At 72.9% G+C, this 15122-nt stretch carries 14 protein-coding genes; 10 read left to right on the forward strand and 4 right to left on the reverse strand.

The features are described from left to right. Positions 1–21: 21 nt before the first annotated feature. Together ABZ898_RS02905 and ABZ898_RS02910 are read right to left on the reverse strand one after the other, a co-directional pair. The gene (locus tag ABZ898_RS02905; RefSeq protein ID WP_361652049.1) at positions 22–2874 is read right to left on the reverse strand and encodes a tetratricopeptide repeat protein; all 2853 of its coding nucleotides are present in this window, start codon (positions 2872–2874) and stop codon (positions 22–24) included. Continuing rightward, positions 2871–4712 (reverse strand): HSP90 family protein, encoded by a 1842-nt coding sequence (locus tag ABZ898_RS02910; protein ID WP_361652051.1) that lies wholly within the window; start codon positions 4710–4712, stop codon positions 2871–2873. Before ABZ898_RS02910 ends, ABZ898_RS02905 begins: the two co-directional genes overlap by 4 nt. Before the next feature lie 193 nt (positions 4713–4905). Here ABZ898_RS02910 and recG point away from each other — a divergent pair, with 193 nt between their 5' ends. From recG to mutM, 8 genes are all read left to right on the forward strand, one after another. Continuing rightward, positions 4906–7107: an ATP-dependent DNA helicase RecG gene (gene recG / locus ABZ898_RS02915; protein ID WP_361652053.1), complete on the forward strand. Its 2202-nt coding sequence runs from the start codon at positions 4906–4908 to the stop codon at positions 7105–7107. Then, complete coding sequence (gene rsmD, locus ABZ898_RS02920; RefSeq protein ID WP_361652284.1) at positions 7104–7829, forward strand: 16S rRNA (guanine(966)-N(2))-methyltransferase RsmD; 726 nt, start codon at positions 7104–7106, stop codon at positions 7827–7829. The genes recG and rsmD overlap by 4 nt, the downstream gene beginning before the upstream one ends. Before the next feature lie 26 nt (positions 7830–7855). After that, on the forward strand, positions 7856–8335 hold the full coding sequence (gene coaD / locus ABZ898_RS02925; RefSeq protein ID WP_361652055.1) for a pantetheine-phosphate adenylyltransferase: 480 nt from the start codon (positions 7856–7858) through the stop codon (positions 8333–8335). A 128-nt stretch (positions 8336–8463) separates the two neighbouring features. After that, complete coding sequence (locus ABZ898_RS02930) at positions 8464–9570, forward strand: ATP synthase F0 subunit B (RefSeq protein ID WP_361652057.1); 1107 nt, start codon at positions 8464–8466, stop codon at positions 9568–9570. A gap of 136 nt (positions 9571–9706) precedes the next feature. Next, entirely contained in the window at positions 9707–10360 is a 654-nt protein-coding gene (locus ABZ898_RS02935) for a DUF177 domain-containing protein (RefSeq protein ID WP_361652059.1), read from the forward strand. A 2-nt stretch (positions 10361–10362) separates the two neighbouring features. Continuing rightward, positions 10363–10536 carry a 50S ribosomal protein L32 gene (rpmF, locus tag ABZ898_RS02940; protein ID WP_003951102.1) on the forward strand — a complete coding sequence of 58 codons (174 nt, stop codon included), beginning with the start codon at positions 10363–10365 and terminating at the stop codon, positions 10534–10536. An 8-nt stretch (positions 10537–10544) separates the two neighbouring features. Next, complete coding sequence (rnc, locus tag ABZ898_RS02945; RefSeq protein ID WP_361652061.1) at positions 10545–11396, forward strand: ribonuclease III; 852 nt, start codon at positions 10545–10547, stop codon at positions 11394–11396. A gap of 88 nt (positions 11397–11484) precedes the next feature. Then, positions 11485–12345 (forward strand): bifunctional DNA-formamidopyrimidine glycosylase/DNA-(apurinic or apyrimidinic site) lyase, encoded by an 861-nt coding sequence (mutM, locus tag ABZ898_RS02950; RefSeq protein ID WP_361652063.1) that lies wholly within the window; start codon positions 11485–11487, stop codon positions 12343–12345. Here mutM and ABZ898_RS02955 read toward each other — a convergent pair. Both ABZ898_RS02955 and ABZ898_RS02960 read right to left on the reverse strand, forming a co-directional pair. Then, positions 12318–12719: a helix-turn-helix domain-containing protein gene (locus tag ABZ898_RS02955; RefSeq protein ID WP_361652065.1), complete on the reverse strand. Its 402-nt coding sequence runs from the start codon at positions 12717–12719 to the stop codon at positions 12318–12320. The two genes, mutM and ABZ898_RS02955, sit on opposite strands and share 28 nt — an antisense overlap. 82 nt (positions 12720–12801) lie before the next feature. Continuing rightward, positions 12802–13833 (reverse strand): CAP domain-containing protein, encoded by a 1032-nt coding sequence (locus ABZ898_RS02960; protein ID WP_361652067.1) that lies wholly within the window; start codon positions 13831–13833, stop codon positions 12802–12804. Between the two features lie 179 nt (positions 13834–14012). Here ABZ898_RS02960 and ABZ898_RS02965 point away from each other — a divergent pair, with 179 nt between their 5' ends. Next, entirely contained in the window at positions 14013–14294 is a 282-nt protein-coding gene (locus tag ABZ898_RS02965; protein WP_361652069.1) for an acylphosphatase, read from the forward strand. A 392-nt stretch (positions 14295–14686) separates the two neighbouring features. Beyond that, positions 14687–14890 carry a hypothetical protein gene (locus ABZ898_RS02970; RefSeq protein ID WP_030808525.1) on the forward strand — a complete coding sequence of 68 codons (204 nt, stop codon included), beginning with the start codon at positions 14687–14689 and terminating at the stop codon, positions 14888–14890. The last annotated feature ends 232 nt before the right edge of the window (positions 14891–15122 follow it).

The raw sequence follows: 15122 nt of genomic DNA on the forward strand, positions 1-15122 counted from the left end.
GGGCGGGGCGGGCCGCCGGGTTCACTCCCCGTCCAGCAGACGGGCCGCCGTCTCCCGCCGCAGACGGACGGTGTCGTCCGCCTCGTCGGCGCCCTCGTAGACGGCGAGCACCGCACGCGCGCGTGCCCTCGCCCCGGCCGTCCTGCCGAGGCCGCCCTCCAGCGCCGCCGCGGCCAGCTCGGCACCCGTCCGGCCGTGCAGACCGTCCGCGCCGAGCGTGGCGTACAGCGCCGCCGACCGCTCCAGCTCCGCCACCGCCTCCTCGCCCGCTCCCTCCACGACCGTGGCCAGGAACTCGCCGGACTGGCGGTGGGTGTGCGCCAGCTCGGTGGTGAGCCGGGCCCGCTCCAGCGGGTCCTCCGCCTCCGCGAGCGCCTCCTCGCACACCCGCACCGCCCGCTCCATCAGCGCCCGCGCCCCCGGCACCCCCGCCTCCAGCCGGGGCGCCAGCCACGCCCGCGCCCGCAGCGCCCGTACGGTGAAGTACGGGTTGCCCAGCGCCTCCCACAGCTCGCCCGCCCGGACATAGGCGCGGTCCGCCTCCGCCGGGAGATCCGCCTCGCCCAGGGACTCACCGGCCAGGTGCGCCAGCGTCGCGTGGTCCTGCTGCTCCGGCCAGTGCTCGGCGATGCCCGCCGCCAGCAGCCGGTGCTCGGCCGCCTGACGGTGCTCGCCCAGCTCGCTCAGACAGTCCCCGAGCCACCAGCGGGTCTGCACCAGCGCGCCGTCCCCGTGGATCTCCGCCGACAGCTCGGACAGCGCCGACTCCAGCACCTCGGCGGCCTCCGTCCAGCGCCCCTGGCGCAGCAGCAGCCCGCCCAGCAGATGCCGGGCCCAGGCGCCGAAGGTGCCGCTCTCGCCCGCCTCGTCCGCCCAGCGCGCGGCCAGCAGCGCGTGCCCGGCCGCCTCCTCGGTGCCGTCCCGCGCACCGATCAGCTCGGCGAGCTGGAGGTGCAGCTGGGCCCGCCCGGTCGGCTCCAGATACGCCCCGCCGAGCTCCAGCGCGGCCAGGAGCGCCCGCTCGGCCTCGGCCGGCTCCCCGAGCTGCTGGGCCAGCGCCCCCGCACGCGCCTCGTACTCCACGGCGAACCAGGGCAGCCCCGCCCCCGTGTACTCCGCGGCGGCCCGCCGGAACAGGCCGGCCGCGCGGGCCGGGTCCCCGCCCAGCTCGGCCAGCTCCGCCAGCATGGCCCGCGCCTCGGCCCCGCGCGCCACCAGCCGCACGTCGTCCCCGGTACGGCCGCCGACGAACGCCAGCACCTCACGCGCGGCCCGCTCCGCCTCCCCGGCCGGGGAGCCCTCGTGCGCGCACCGCATCAGCACACGGGCCCGGCTGATCAGCACCGCCGCCGTCTGCCCGGGACCGCTCGCCCCCTCCGCGTACAGCGCGAGCGCCTCGTCGTACAGGCCGTCGACCGTCTTCCGCGCCTCCCGGGTCCCGCCGGCCAAGGCGTGTACGTACGCACCGCGCGCGCGTGCCGCCAGCGCCTCGGCCGCATCGCCCGCCTCCGCGTAAAGGGCGGCGGCCCGCTCGAAGACCTGGACGCCGTCCGCGCCGAGGGACATCGCCTCGTTGTCGGCCAGCTCGGCACGCGCGCGTGCGTCGAGTTCGGCGCCGTCCGCCGCCCGCGCGAGGGCCGCCCACGCCTGCGGGGCGTCCGGCCGCAGCGTCTTCGAGAGCCGCCGGGCCCGCGCCAGCAGCTCGGACACCTCCGGCCGCTCCGCCGGGTCCTCCTCCGCCACGGGCGCCGCCGGGACGGGAGCCGTCCTCACGCCCAGCGGCAGACGCTCGGCCGACGGCCGGGCCGCCATCGTCGCGCGGGTCAGATCACCGATGTGCGAGGTGCCGTTGCGCTCGTCGAACAGCGCGGCCAGCTCCAGCGCCTCCGTACGCGCGTACCCGGCCAGCTCCCGCGCCGTCCACGCCCGCCCGGCCGGACCCGGCACCTGCCGGGCACCCTGGCCCAGCGAGGTGAGCCGGTCCATCAGCAGCACCACCACGGCCAGGAACTCCAGCAGACCGCGCGGGTCCCCGGTGTCCGTGAAACAGGCGGGCCGCTCCGCGAGCAGCTCCAGAGCACGCGCCTCGTTCCCGGTCAGCGCGCAGAACTCCACGTGCGCCGCGTGCGCGCTCCGCATGCTCTCCATCGGCCGCACCAGCCGGACGCCCCGCAGATGATGGGCGCGCGCCTCCTCCACCCGGCCCAGCCGCAGCAGCGGCACCAGCGACCGGGCCAGCACCCCGTGCGGCTCGTGCGCACACGCGAACTCGCCCTCCAGCACCGGCCGCCACAGCTCCAGCGCTTCCGCGTCCCGGCCCGACTCCACCTGCCAGCCGCCCTGCGCCGCCAGCTCACAGGCGTGGCAGTCGGCCATGTCGTCCCGGTCGGCGGCCAGCCACGCCGCGTACGCCCGCCCGGCCCGCGCCCGGTCCCCGACATGCGAGGCGACGGCGAACTCGGCACCCCGCACAGCCCGTTCGGAATACCCCGCGACCCGGTAGCGGCGTTCCATCTCGCCGAGCCACGTCTCCACCGACGCGAGCGGCACGTGCGGCCGGCCCAGCATGCCCGCCGTCATCCACTTGAACGCCCAGTGCAGCGCGTGCGCCTCCTCGGCGTCGAAGTCCTCCGGCCGCTCGTCCCACATCCGCAGCAGCCGCGCGAACGGCACGAACGCCCGGTCCCTCTCCGAGCTGTACGTGTACACCCGCACCTGATGGCCGAGCGCCTCGATCACCGCGAGCGGGATGTCCAGCTTCTCGGCCTCCGCCAGGAGTTCCTCCGCACGCGCGTTGCGCGCCGCGCCCTCCGGCAGCTCGGCGTTCTCCGCCAGCGCCTCCCGCAGCGCCTCGAAGTCCGTGATCCGTCTCATCGCGCCCCGCCCTCCCCGAACGTCGCCCACTGAAGCAGCCCCGCGAACGCCCGGTGCACCAGCGCCGAGTCGGCCGGCCGCAGCGACCGCCGGGCCAGCAGCAGCGCCTGCCCGTACAGCGCCTCGGCCGCCGTGCCGGTCAGCTCCGGGTCGCTCAGCGAACCCAGCCGCCGCACCAGCGGGTTGAGATGGTTCAGTACCAGCCTCGCGCGCGGCGCGCTGCCGCGCAGCGAGCCCAGGATGCCCGCCCACAGCTCGTCCGCCCGCTCCTCCGCGTCCGACCGCGCCCGCTCGTGCCGCGCCGAGCGGTCGTCCAGATGCAGCGCGGGCACCGTCACCGGGTGGAACGCCCGCAGCACCACGTCACAGCCCAGCGGATCGAGCCTGGCCCGCGCGGCCGCGAGGAAACCGGACAGCGCCAGCTCCTCCGCCGGGTCCACCGCGTCCAGGTGCGCGGTCACCGTGTCCGCGTCCAGCTCCGCGACCACCGCGCCCGGCCGCACCGACGGCAGCGCCTCCACCAGCTCGGCGTCGTAGGTGTAACCCCCGTTGACCACCCCGACGCCCTGCGCGGCCGCGATCGGCGCGACCTGCCGGAACTCCTCCACACTCCGCGTGAAGTGCACCACCGGGTGCCGCCGCGCGAACTCCTCCAGCGACAGCCGCCCGTCACTGGTCTCGAACGGCAGCCACGGCAGCATCACCCGCAGTACCTCCCGGTCGTGCCGGGCCAGCGCCCGCACCCCCAGATGGTGCACGTCCAGGAACGCCGCCAGCCGCTCCGGGGCGCCGGCCGCCAGCCCCGTCAGCCAGTCCCGCACCCGCTCGCCCAGCGCCTCGCGCACCGCGGCCAGCGTCTCGTCCTCGTACAGCGCCTCGCGCGACGCCGTGGGCCGCAGTGAGTCCGTGTCCAGCACACAGCGCACGAAGAACGCCCAGTCCGGCAGGAGCTGTTCGGCCCGTTCGGTGAGCAGCATGCCCTTCAGGTGCACCCGGTGCGCGGCCCGCTGCGCCGGGCTCACCGCCGCGGGCAGCACGTACGCCACCCCGCGCACCCCGGCCACCGGCAGGTCCAGCGTCACCGAGTCCAGCGGGGTGAAGCCGAACAGCTCCCGGCAGTGCGCCTCCAGCGCCGCCCGCCGCGCGCCCGGGTCCGGCCAGACGCGGTCCCAGGGCGCCGGGACCTCCGTGACCGGCTCGTCGTCCACCCGCACGTCGTACGGCAGCAGCGCGCCGAAGTCCCGCGCCAGGGAGCGCACCCGCGCCGGCGTCAGCCACTCGCCCGCACCCGCCCGCGCCACCAGGTGCACCGTCGTCCCCGGCTCCGGCCGCGCCGCGTCCGGCAGGGCGCGCACGGTGTACGAACCGTCGTCGGCCGCCGTCCACTCCACCGGCGGCGCGGCGGGCGTACGGGCGCTGCGGCTGACCACGCGGATGCGCTCGGCGACCACGAAGCAGGCCAGCAGGCCGATGCCGAACCGGCCGAGGAAGCCCGCGCGGGTCTCCTCCAGTCCCTCCGCCCGCTTGGAGCTGCCGCCGATGGTCGCCAGCAGACTGTGCACGTCCGACTCGGTGAGCCCGATGCCGCTGTCCTCCACCCTGAGGCCGCCCCGGCCGTCCGGGTACAGCCGCACCCGGTCCGGGGCGCCGGGCTCCTCGGCCCGCCGGGCGGTGACGGCGTCCACGGCGTTCTGCAGCAGCTCGCGCAGATAGACCTTGGGGCTGGAGTACAGATGCCGCGAGAGCAGGTCCACCAGGCCGCGCAGGTCGACCTGGAAGGTGTGGGGCGGCGGGGGCGGCTCGGAAGCCGGGGATGACTGGGGGGTGTGGAAGTCCATCGTCACGGCGCCGGTGGGGGGAGCTTCGCGCGGCGCGGGGTCGGGCGGTTCCGGTGCCGTGGGGGCGGTGACCGCGGGGGATGGCCGTAGCGCGTCATCCTAGGGCCGGGGGGCGGACCTGACCAGGGATGCCGGGCGGGTGTCCCGGATCGCGCGGGGCACCTGTGCGGCGATGTCGGTGGTGTGGTGTGCAATGGATCTCGTGCCCGCACTGCGAGAACCACTGAAGAAGGTGCTCGGTCCCGCCACCGCGAAGGTGATGGCCGAGAACCTCGGCCTGCACACCGTCGGCGACCTCCTGCACCACTACCCCCGCAGATACGAGGAGCGCGGCCAGCTCACCCACCTCGCCGACCTCCCCATGGACGAGCACGTCACCGTGGTCGCCCAGGTCGCCGACGCCCGGCTGCACACCTTCGCCTCCTCGCGCGCCCCGCGCGGCAAGGGCCAGCGGCTGGAGGTCACCATCACCGACGGCAGCGGCCGCCTCCAACTGGTCTTCTTCGGCAACGGCGTGCACAAGCCGCACAAGGAACTGCTGCCCGGCACCCGCGCGATGTTCTCCGGCAAGGTCTCCGTCTTCAACCGCCGCCTGCAACTCGCCCACCCCGCTTACGCGTTGCTGGACAAGGACGCCGAGGACGGCGACGAGGCCGTGGAGAACTGGGCGGGCTCCCTCATCCCGATCTACCCCGCCACCGCCAAGCTGGAGTCCTGGAAGATCGGCAAGGCGGTCCAGACCGTGCTGCCCAGCGTCCAGGAGGCCGTCGACCCGCTGCCCGGCCCGCTCCGCGAGGGCCGCGGCCTGGTCGAGCTGCCCGAGGCCCTCGTCAAGATCCACCGCCCCGCCACCAAGGCCGACGTCGCCGACGCCCGCGCCCGCCTCAAGTGGGACGAGGCGTTCGTCCTCCAGGTCGCGCTGGCCCGCCGGCGCCACGCCGACACCCAGCTCCCCGCCGTCCCCCGCCGCCCCCTGGACGACGGCCTCCTCACCGCCTTCGACGCCCGCCTCCCCTTCACCCTCACCGACGGCCAGCAGCGCGTCTCCGCCGAGATCTTCACCGACCTCGCCACCCCGCACCCGATGCACCGGCTGCTCCAGGGAGAGGTGGGCAGCGGGAAGACGATGGTCGCCCTGCGCGCCATGCTCGCCGTGGTCGACGCGGGGGGTCAGGCGGCCATGCTCGCGCCCACCGAGGTGCTCGCCCAGCAGCATCACCGCTCCGTCACCGAGATGATGGGGGAGCTGGCCGAGGGGGGCATGCTGGGCGGTTCCGAGCACGGCACCAAGGTGGTGCTGCTGACCGGGTCGATGGGGGCGGCCGCGCGCAGGCAGGCGCTGCTGGACATCGTCACCGGTGAGGCGGGGATCGTCATCGGCACCCACGCGCTCATCGAGGACAAGGTCCAGTTCCACGACCTCGGCCTGGTCGTCGTGGACGAACAGCACCGCTTCGGCGTCGAGCAGCGCGACGCCCTGCGCGGCAAGGGCAAGCAGCCCCCGCACCTGCTCGTCATGACGGCCACCCCGATCCCGCGCACGGTGGCGATGACGGTCTTCGGCGACCTGGAGACCTCGGTCCTCGACCAGCTCCCGGCCGGGCGCTCCCCGATCGCCACCCATGTCGTCCCGGCCGCCGACAAGCCCCACTTCCTCACCCGCGCCTGGGAGCGCGTCCGCGAGGAGGTGGAGGGCGGGCACCAGGCGTACGTCGTCTGCCCCCGCATCGGTGACGAGGACGAGAGCGCGGCCGAGAAGAAGGCCGCCGAGGGCGACAAGCGGCCCCCGCTCGCCGTGCTCGACGTCGCCGACCAGCTCGCCCGGGGCCCGCTCCAGGGGCTCACGGTGGAGGTGCTGCACGGCAGGATGCACCCCGACGACAAGGACGCCGTGATGCGCCGCTTCGCCGCCGGTGAGACGGACGTCCTGGTCGCCACCACGGTCATCGAGGTCGGCGTCAACGTCCCCAACGCCACCGCCATGGTCATCATGGACGCCGACCGCTTCGGCGTCTCCCAGCTCCACCAGCTGCGCGGCCGCGTCGGCCGCGGCTCGGCCCCCGGGCTGTGCCTGCTGGTCAGCGAGATGCCCGAGGCGAGCCCGGCCCGCCAGCGACTGGGCGCGGTCGCCGCCACCCTCGACGGCTTCGAACTCTCCCGCATCGACCTCGAACAGCGCCGCGAGGGCGACGTCCTCGGCCAGGCCCAGTCCGGCGCCCGCACCAGCCTGCGCGTCCTGGAGGTCATCGAGGACGAGGAGATCATCGCGGAGGCGCGGCAGGAGGCGGCGGCGGTGGTCGAGGCGGACCCGGAGCTGGAGCACCTCCCCGGCCTGCGCACGGCGTTGGAGGCCCTCCTGGACGAGGAAAGAGAGCAGTACCTGGAAAAGGGCTGAAGTGTCCTTCCCCCCGAGGGGCGCGGGGAACCGCGCGATCAGCCACCACGGCCCCGCACCCGCCAACGCACCAGCAGACGCCCCCCACCACCTGCGAAAATAAAAGAACGCATCCGCAGAAGAAGGACCCTCATATGACCCGCGTGATCGCCGGCACCGCAGGCGGACGCCGCCTGGCCGTCCCGCCAGGGACCGGCACCCGTCCCACCTCCGACCGCGCACGCGAAGCCCTCTTCTCCACCTGGCAGTCCCTCCTCGGCGCCCCGCTGGACGGCGAGCGCGTCCTCGACCTGTACGCCGGTTCGGGCGCGGTCGGTCTGGAGGCCCTCTCCCGGGGCGCGGGCCACGCGCTGCTCGTGGAGGCCGACGCCCGCGCGGCGCGCACGGTCCGCGACAACGTCCGCGAACTGGGCCTGCCCGGCGCCGAGGTGAGGGCGGGCAAAGCGGAACAAGTCGTCCGCACCGCGCCGCCCGCCGAGCCGTACGACCTGGTCTTCCTCGACCCCCCGTACGCCGTCTCCGACGACGATCTCCGCGAGATCCTCCTCACACTCCGTACCGGGGGCTGGCTGACCGCCGAAGCCCTCGTCACCGTGGAGCGCAGCACCAGAGGCGGCGAATTCCACTGGCCGGAGGGGTTCGAGCCGATCCGGTCCCGTCGCTACGGCGAGGGAACGTTTTGGTACGGTCGCGCCGCCTCAACGTGCGAAGACGCACGATGACCGGACCCGAGAGCGAGGGATCTCCAGTGCGCCGCGCCGTCTGTCCCGGATCGTTCGACCCGATCACCAACGGACATCTCGACATCATCGCCCGCGCCTCCCGTCTGTACGACGAGGTGTTCGTCGCGGTGATGATCAACACCTCCAAGAAGGGCCTGTTCGACGTCGACGAACGGATCGGCCTGATCCGCGAGGTCACCGCCGAGTACGCCAACGTCCGGGTGGAGGCCCACCACGGCCTCCTCGTCGACTTCTGCAAGCAGCGCGACATCCCCGCCATCGTCAAGGGCCTGCGCGCGGTGAGCGACTTCGACTACGAACTCCAGATGGCCCAGATGAACAACGGCCTCACCGGGGTCGAGACGCTGTTCGTGCCGACCAACCCCACCTACAGCTTCCTCTCCTCCTCGCTGGTCAAGGAGGTCGCGGCCTGGGGCGGCGACGTGTCCCACCTGGTGCCGCCGCAGGTGCTCGCCGCCCTCGGCGAGCGGCTCCGGAAGGACTGACCCGGCGCTCCGGAAGGACTGACCCGGCGGGAAGGTGACAACACGTCACCCGGTGTCGGGCGGTCGCGCCATGGCCGTACAGTCGTCCCCGTCCGTCTCCGACACAGCTTTTGGGAGGGGCGAGCCAGGTGGACGTCCAGAACAAGCTCGACGAGATCGTCTCCGCGGTCTCCGGTGCCCGGTCCATGCCCATGTCGGCCTCCTGCGTGGTCAACCGGGCCGAACTGCTCGCGCTGCTCGAAGAGGTCCGCCAGGCGCTGCCCGGCTCCCTCGAACAGGCGCAGGAGCTGATCGGGGACCGCGATCAGATGGTCCAGCAGGCCCGCCACGAGGCCGAGCGGATCATCGAGACCGCCCGCGCCGAACGCGGCAGCCTGATCGCCGGGACCGAGGTCGCCCGCCACTCGCAGGCCGAGGCCGACCGCATCCTGGCCGAGGCCCGCGCCGAGGCCGAGCAGGTCCGTGCCGAGGCCGACGACTACGTCGACTCCAAGCTGGCCAACTTCGAGGTCGTCCTCACCAAGACCCTCGGCTCGGTCGGCCGCGGCCGGGAGAAGCTGCTCGGCACCGGCCCCGGCCTGGACGAGCACGGCTACGAGGACGAGGACGCCCCCGAGCGCAGCCAGGACCCCGAGACCCTGCGGCACGACGCGGACGCCTACGTCGACGTCAAGCTCGGCGCCTTCGAGGCGGTGCTCGCCAAGACCCTGGAGGCCGTCCACCGCGGCCGGCAGAAGCTGCACGGCCGGATCGCCACCGACGACCTCGGGGCCCTCGCCGACGACACCACGACCTTCCAGCACTCCAGCGACGCCGACTACCTGGCCGACCTCGCCGCCCTCGCGGACACCCCGCCCGCCGCGGCACAGCGCACCCCGGCCCCGGCGGCGCCCCTGGCCCCCGCGGCCCAGGAACCGGCGTACGAGCCGCAGGAGACCTACGGCTACCAGCAGCCCGACGCCTACCCGCCGGCCTACCCCCCGCAGCCCGGCTACGCCCCGCAGGAGGCGTACGGGTACCAGCAGGACCCGTACGCCGCTCCGCACGGCTACGCCCCGCAGGCCGACGGCGCCTTCCACGGCTACGACGCCCAGCAGGCGCCGTACGATCCGAACCAGCAGCAGCCGCAGGGGCAGGCTCAGCAGGACTACTCCCTGGACGAGACCAGCCTCTTCGACACCAGCATGATCAGCGCGGAGCAGCTGCGCGCGTACGAGCAGGGCCGGGGGCTGTAGCCGGGCTCGGGGCCCGATTGGGCCCTGAGCGAAAGGTCCAGTATCCTGGCTGTTCGGTCGCGTGTATCCCCGCGATCAGCGCTGCCCGGAACACCGTCGGGCGGCGTCCCTCCTAGCTCGAAGACCGAAAGCAGGAATGGCCTCCAACGCACGTCTCGACCACCGCAACCCTCTCGTGATCGACACGCACGAGCTGGGCCGGCGGCCTGGTGCGATGCAGCGCCTGACCCGCGAGGTCGACGCCCCTTCGAACCTCGGTATCGAAGGAGTCGTCGGAGTGCCGGAAGGCACCCCGCTGGAGCTGGAGCTCCGTCTTGAGTCGGTCATGGACGGGGTGCTTGTCACAGGCACCGCCCGTGCATCCGCCAAGGGGGAGTGCGTAAGGTGTCTGGAGCCGGTCGGGCTGGAGCTCGAAGCGGACTTCCAGGAAATGTTCTCGTACCCTGACGCCGACGACCGTGGCCGCGTGATCGCGGAACCGGGCGACGACGCCGAGGACGACGAGGACAGGCAGTATCTCGAGGACGGTCTGATCGACCTCGAACCTCTGCTGCGGGATGCGGTGGTGCTCGCACTGCCGATGCAGCCGGTGTGCCAGGACGACTGTCAGGGTCTGTGCTCCCAGTGCGGAGCGCGGCTCACGGACGACCCGGACCACCACCATGACGCCGTCGACATCCGATGGGCGGCATTGCAGGGACTCGCCGACACCATGTCGGACGGCGAGAAGGACGAGATGAGCGGCGACGTGCCTCGATCAGCACGTGCCGACGAGAAGCAGGAGAAGTAGCCGTGGCTGTTCCGAAGCGGAAGATGTCGCGCAGCAACACGCGCCACCGCCGGTCGCAGTGGAAGGCTGCGGTCCCCACCCTGGTTGCGTGCGAGCGCTGCCACGAGCCCAAGCAGCAGCACATCGCGTGCCCGTCTTGCGGCACCTACAACAAGCGCCAGGTCCTCGAAGTCTGAGCGGGCTGGTGAGAGGCACTGTGTCCACTGCCAAGAAGGCGGAGAACGCCGGAGTGAACAGCACTCGCCGACGCGCGAGCGCACCGGCGGACAATATGGCCTCGTCCCACACGCTTCTGGAAGGGCGGCTCGGCTATCACGTCGAGTCCGCCCTTCTGGTGCGTGCGCTGACCCACCGTTCCTACGCGTACGAGAACGGCGGCCTGCCGACGAACGAGCGGCTGGAGTTCCTCGGGGACTCCGTGCTCGGTCTCGTCGTCACGGACACGCTGTACCGCATCCACCCCGACCTGCCCGAAGGCCAGCTGGCCAAGCTGCGGGCCGCGGTGGTCAACTCGCGTGCGCTGGCGGAGGTCGGCCGTGGCCTGGAACTGGGTTCCTTCATCCGGCTCGGCCGTGGTGAAGAGGGCACGGGCGGCCGGGACAAGGCATCCATCCTCGCCGACACCCTTGAAGCGGTGATCGGCGCGGTCTATCTCGACCAGGGCCTCGACGCGGCGTCCGAGCTGGTACACCGGCTCTTCGACCCGCTGATCGAGAAGTCCTCCAACCTCGGAGCCGGCCTGGACTGGAAGACCAGTCTCCAGGAGCTCACCGCGATCGAGGGGCTCGGCGTGCCCGAGTACCTGGTCACGGAGACCGGCCCCGACCACGAGAAGACCTTCACTGCTGCCGCCCGCGTCGGGGGCGTCTCGTACGGCACCGGCACCGGCCGCAGCAAGAAGGAGGCGGAGCAGCAGGCAGCCGAGTCCGCCTGGCGGGCCATCAAGGCCGCCGCGGACGAGCGTGCCGAGACGGCTTCCACGGCCGCCGAGGCCGAGGCCGTCAAGGACGGCGAGACGTCGTCCGCCACCGCCTGACCGAGCAGTACCGACCGAGCGCCCGCCCCCGTCCGACGGGGGCGGGCGCTCGGCACTTTCCACACGGTTCTCCCACAGGGGGTTGTCGATGCCCGAGTTGCCCGAGGTCGAGGTCGTCCGGCGGGGACTGGAGCGCTGGGTCGGCGGGCGCGTGGTCGCCGAGGCCGAGGTGCTGCATCCGCGTGCCGTGCGGCGGCACCTGGCGGGGGCCGACGACTTCGCGCACCGGCTCAAGGGGCACCGGTTCGGCACGCCCAGCCGGCGCGGCAAGTACCTGTGGCTGCCGCTCGCCGACACCGGGCAGTCCGTCCTCGCCCACCTCGGTATGAGCGGCCAGCTCCTCGTGCAGCCGCACGCGGCGCCGGACGAGAAGCACCTGCGGGTCAGGGTCCGGTTCGCAGACGACCTCGGTACCGAACTGCGCTTCGTGGACCAGCGCACCTTCGGCGGGCTCTCGCTGCACGACAACACCGCCGAGGGCCTGCCCGACGTGATCGCGCACATCGCCCGCGACCCGCTGGACCCGCTCTTCGACGACGAGGGCTTCCACCAGGCGCTGCGCCGCAAGCGCACCACGATCAAGCGCGCCCTGCTCGACCAGTCGCTGATCAGCGGGGTCGGCAACATCTACGCCGACGAGGCGCTGTGGCGCTCCCGCCTCCACTACGAGCGCCCCACGGCCACCTTCACCCGCCCGCTCACCGCCGAACTCCTCGGCCACGTACGGGACGTGATGAACGCGGCGCTCGACGTCGGCGGGACCAGCTTCGACAGTCTCTACGTCAACGTCAACGGCGAGTCCGGCTACTTCGACCGCTCGCTGGACGCCTACGGCCGCGAGGGCCTGCCCTGCCGTCGCTGCGGTACGGCCATGCTGCGGCGCCCGTGGATGAACCGCTCCAGCTACTTCTGCCCGAAGTGTCAGCGGGTGCCGCGCGCCTCGTCGTAGCGCTCGCGGGCGGCGAGGACCTCGCCCATGGCGCCCTCCACGCAGTGGATGAGCGCGAGCAGCCGCCCGGCGACCCGGCGGCCGAGGTCGGTGAGTTCGTAGTCCACGCGGGGCGGGTTGACCGGCTGCGCCTCGCGGTGCACCAGGCCGTCCCGCTCCAGCGCCTGGAGCGTCTGGGAGAGCATCTTCTCGCTCACCCCGTCCACCCGGCGGCGCAGCTCGTTGAACCGCAGCGACCCCTCGTACAGCGCGCTCAGCGCCAGGCCGCCCCAGCGCCCGGTGACATGCTCCAGCGTCCCGCGCGAGGGACAGGCCCTGGCGAACACGTCGAAGTCGAACCCCTCGACCGCCTGCTCCTGAATACTCCCGCTCATGCTCCCAGCGTAGGCGAGCAGGGGGCTAACCACCAGATTGCGCTCACTGGGGGTTAGTGGGGGGTGGGGTGGGAGGGGTGGTTCAGTAGCCGAAGTCCTGCGTCCACCAAGGGCCGCCGGGGGCCATGTGGACGCCGACGCCCAGGGTCTTGAAGTCGCAGTTGAGGATGTTGGCGCGGTGGCCGGGGCTCTTCATCCAGGCATCCATGACCGCCGCCGCGTCGGCCTGGCCGCGGGCTATGTTCTCGCCGCCGAGGCCCGTGACGCCGGCCTTCGAGGCGCGGTCCCAGGGGGTGGCGCCGTCGGGGTCGGTGTGGTCGAAGAAGCTGCGCGCCGCCATGTCACCGCTGAAGGCCGCGGCCAGGTCCGCCAGCGCCGAGTTCGCCGCCACCGGGGTGCAACCGACCTTCGCCCGCTCCACGTTGACCAGCCTGAGCACCTCGGCCTCGGCGACGGCCTGGGCCGACACCGCGGCCGGCGCGGAGGTCTCGGGCTTCTTGGGCTCGGGCTTCGGGGTCTTGGTCCGCGACTCGCTGGGCTCGGTGTCCGGCGCGGGATCGGCGGCGGGCTTCGACGGCGCCGGCTTCGGCTGCGGGGCCTGTGAGGTCGGGGCCGACGCCGGGGCAGAGGGGGCGGGCGAGGCCGGGGTGGTGGTCTGCCGGCCCGCCGAGGGGGAGCCGGGCGCGCTCGGGATCTCGGCGCTGCCGGAGGAACCGCCCTGCTCGCTGGCCGCGTTGCCGGGGGCGCCCACTGCCTGCACCCGGTCGGCGGGGCCGCTGCTGGTGCCGCCGATGCGGTAGTTCTGCAGACCGGGCACCGCGCCCGCGGCCACGGCCGCCGTGCCGAGGGCCACGGCGGCGGAGACGCCCAGCAGACCGGTGCGCACGGGGGTGGCCGCCTTCCGGGCACGCCGGTGGCCGCGCTGCGGCGTGCCGATCCGCGCCGCGAAGTCGGCTTCCAGGGCCCGGCGCTCGTCGTCGGTGGCGTAGAGGTAGTCGGAGCCGCGGGCAGTGGTCCCGGTGTGCGCCTGGGGCCGCTGGTGCGAAGCCGCGCCCCTGGGTTCGTACGACTCCGGTCCCGTGCTTCCCGAACCGGATCGTCGATGGCGTCCCATGCCCTGCCCCATTCCTCGTACTCACGATCGGCCGACGCCGGATTGCGGCGGATACCCCCCGGCCGATCCAACTCACTCGATCGAGTGAGTTTTAGATGAGAGTCATTGGGTGGGGACGGTACCGCATACCACTGGGACAGGGTGTGCCTCGCGGGACATCAGGCGGTTAGGTTGCAGCCATGAGTGAGGAAGTACGGCTGGTCGCCTGGGTGCGCGGGCGGGTCCAGGGAGTGGGTTTCCGCTGGTTCACGCGTGCCCGGGCGCTGGAGATCGGCGGGCTGAGTGGTTTTGCTCTCAATCTGGCCGACGGACGGGTCCAAGTGGTCGCCGAGGGGCCCCGCGAGGGCTGTGAAGGACTGCTCCACTGGCTGGAGGGCGTCGACACGCCCGGACGCGTCGACGGTGTCACCGAGATCTGGGACACACCCCGCGGCGGTTACGACGGCTTCGCCATCCGCTGATCCCGATCCGCAGAGTGCCGTCCCGGACCCCCTCGGACCCCCGCGCGAGAGCGCCGCGCGGGGGCGGCCCGGGGGAAAACAGGCTGGTGGTTGCCAAGAACGGCTCGGCGTGGCAGGCTCCCGAGATATAGCTGATCGTCACGCCCCGAGGGCCCCGTACAAGCAGCAGCGCCGCCGGCTACCGGCCGCGCGCCACGGGTTCGCCCCCCAATACGGGGTGTGATCGTGTTGACCGTCAAACTTTTTGGTGAGACGCTGAAAGCCCCGCGCATCTTGGCTGTTTGGCATGACGAACGGCAGTGCAACACCAGCGTGTGCCAGGCAATGCCGGGTGCGAATCCCTCACGACCCAACCGCATCGGTCGGTCACTCAGTGTGGAGGACCATCCATCATGGCAAAGGCGCTTCTCGGTTACGTCGGCGGCTCCGACCCGCGACTCCTCGCCGAGATGCGACGGCTGCAGCAGCGTGTACAGGACCTGGAGTCCGAGCTCACTCGGATCCAGTCGGAGAACGACGCGCTGACGGCTGCCGCCTCTCAGGACAGGATCATGGAGAGCATCGACGCACACCAGGCGGAGCCTGCGCTCACCTGATCGCTGCGCCGCTCCACCACAGCGGCAGCGGTCGGGCCCGCCCGAGACAACCGCTTCTGACGCAATCGCTACGAGCCGACCCGGACGGCGGAGCCCGTCCGTCCGAGTCCCAGGGACGCCTTTGGCGTCCCTCAGTTCTTCCCCCGCGCATCCTTTCAGCCTCTTCAACAAATGATGTGCCCTTCGGGTACATGGGCGAAACCGTGGGGTTGCGAGTGTTCGTGGAGTGAGA

The organism is Streptomyces sp. NPDC046860, from assembly GCF_040645115.1.
In the GTDB taxonomy this organism is placed as follows: Bacteria; Actinomycetota; Actinomycetes; order Streptomycetales; family Streptomycetaceae; genus Streptomyces.

Coding starts and splice junctions, on each gene's coding strand:
- ABZ898_RS02955 (WP_361652065.1), bottom strand. CDS start 12,719: ATGAGCGGGAGTATTCAGGAGCAGGCGGTCGAGGGGTTCGACTTCGAC.
- recG (WP_361652053.1), top strand. CDS start 4,906: ATGGATCTCGTGCCCGCACTGCGAGAACCACTGAAGAAGGTGCTCGGT.
- ABZ898_RS02935 (WP_361652059.1), top strand. CDS start 9,707: ATGGCCTCCAACGCACGTCTCGACCACCGCAACCCTCTCGTGATCGAC.
- ABZ898_RS02965 (WP_361652069.1), top strand. CDS start 14,013: ATGAGTGAGGAAGTACGGCTGGTCGCCTGGGTGCGCGGGCGGGTCCAG.
- mutM (WP_361652063.1), top strand. CDS start 11,485: ATGCCCGAGTTGCCCGAGGTCGAGGTCGTCCGGCGGGGACTGGAGCGC.
- ABZ898_RS02905 (WP_361652049.1), bottom strand. CDS start 2,874: ATGAGACGGATCACGGACTTCGAGGCGCTGCGGGAGGCGCTGGCGGAG.
- ABZ898_RS02960 (WP_361652067.1), bottom strand. CDS start 13,833: ATGGGACGCCATCGACGATCCGGTTCGGGAAGCACGGGACCGGAGTCG.
- ABZ898_RS02970 (WP_030808525.1), top strand. CDS start 14,687: ATGGCAAAGGCGCTTCTCGGTTACGTCGGCGGCTCCGACCCGCGACTC.
- ABZ898_RS02910 (WP_361652051.1), bottom strand. CDS start 4,712: ATGGACTTCCACACCCCCCAGTCATCCCCGGCTTCCGAGCCGCCCCCG.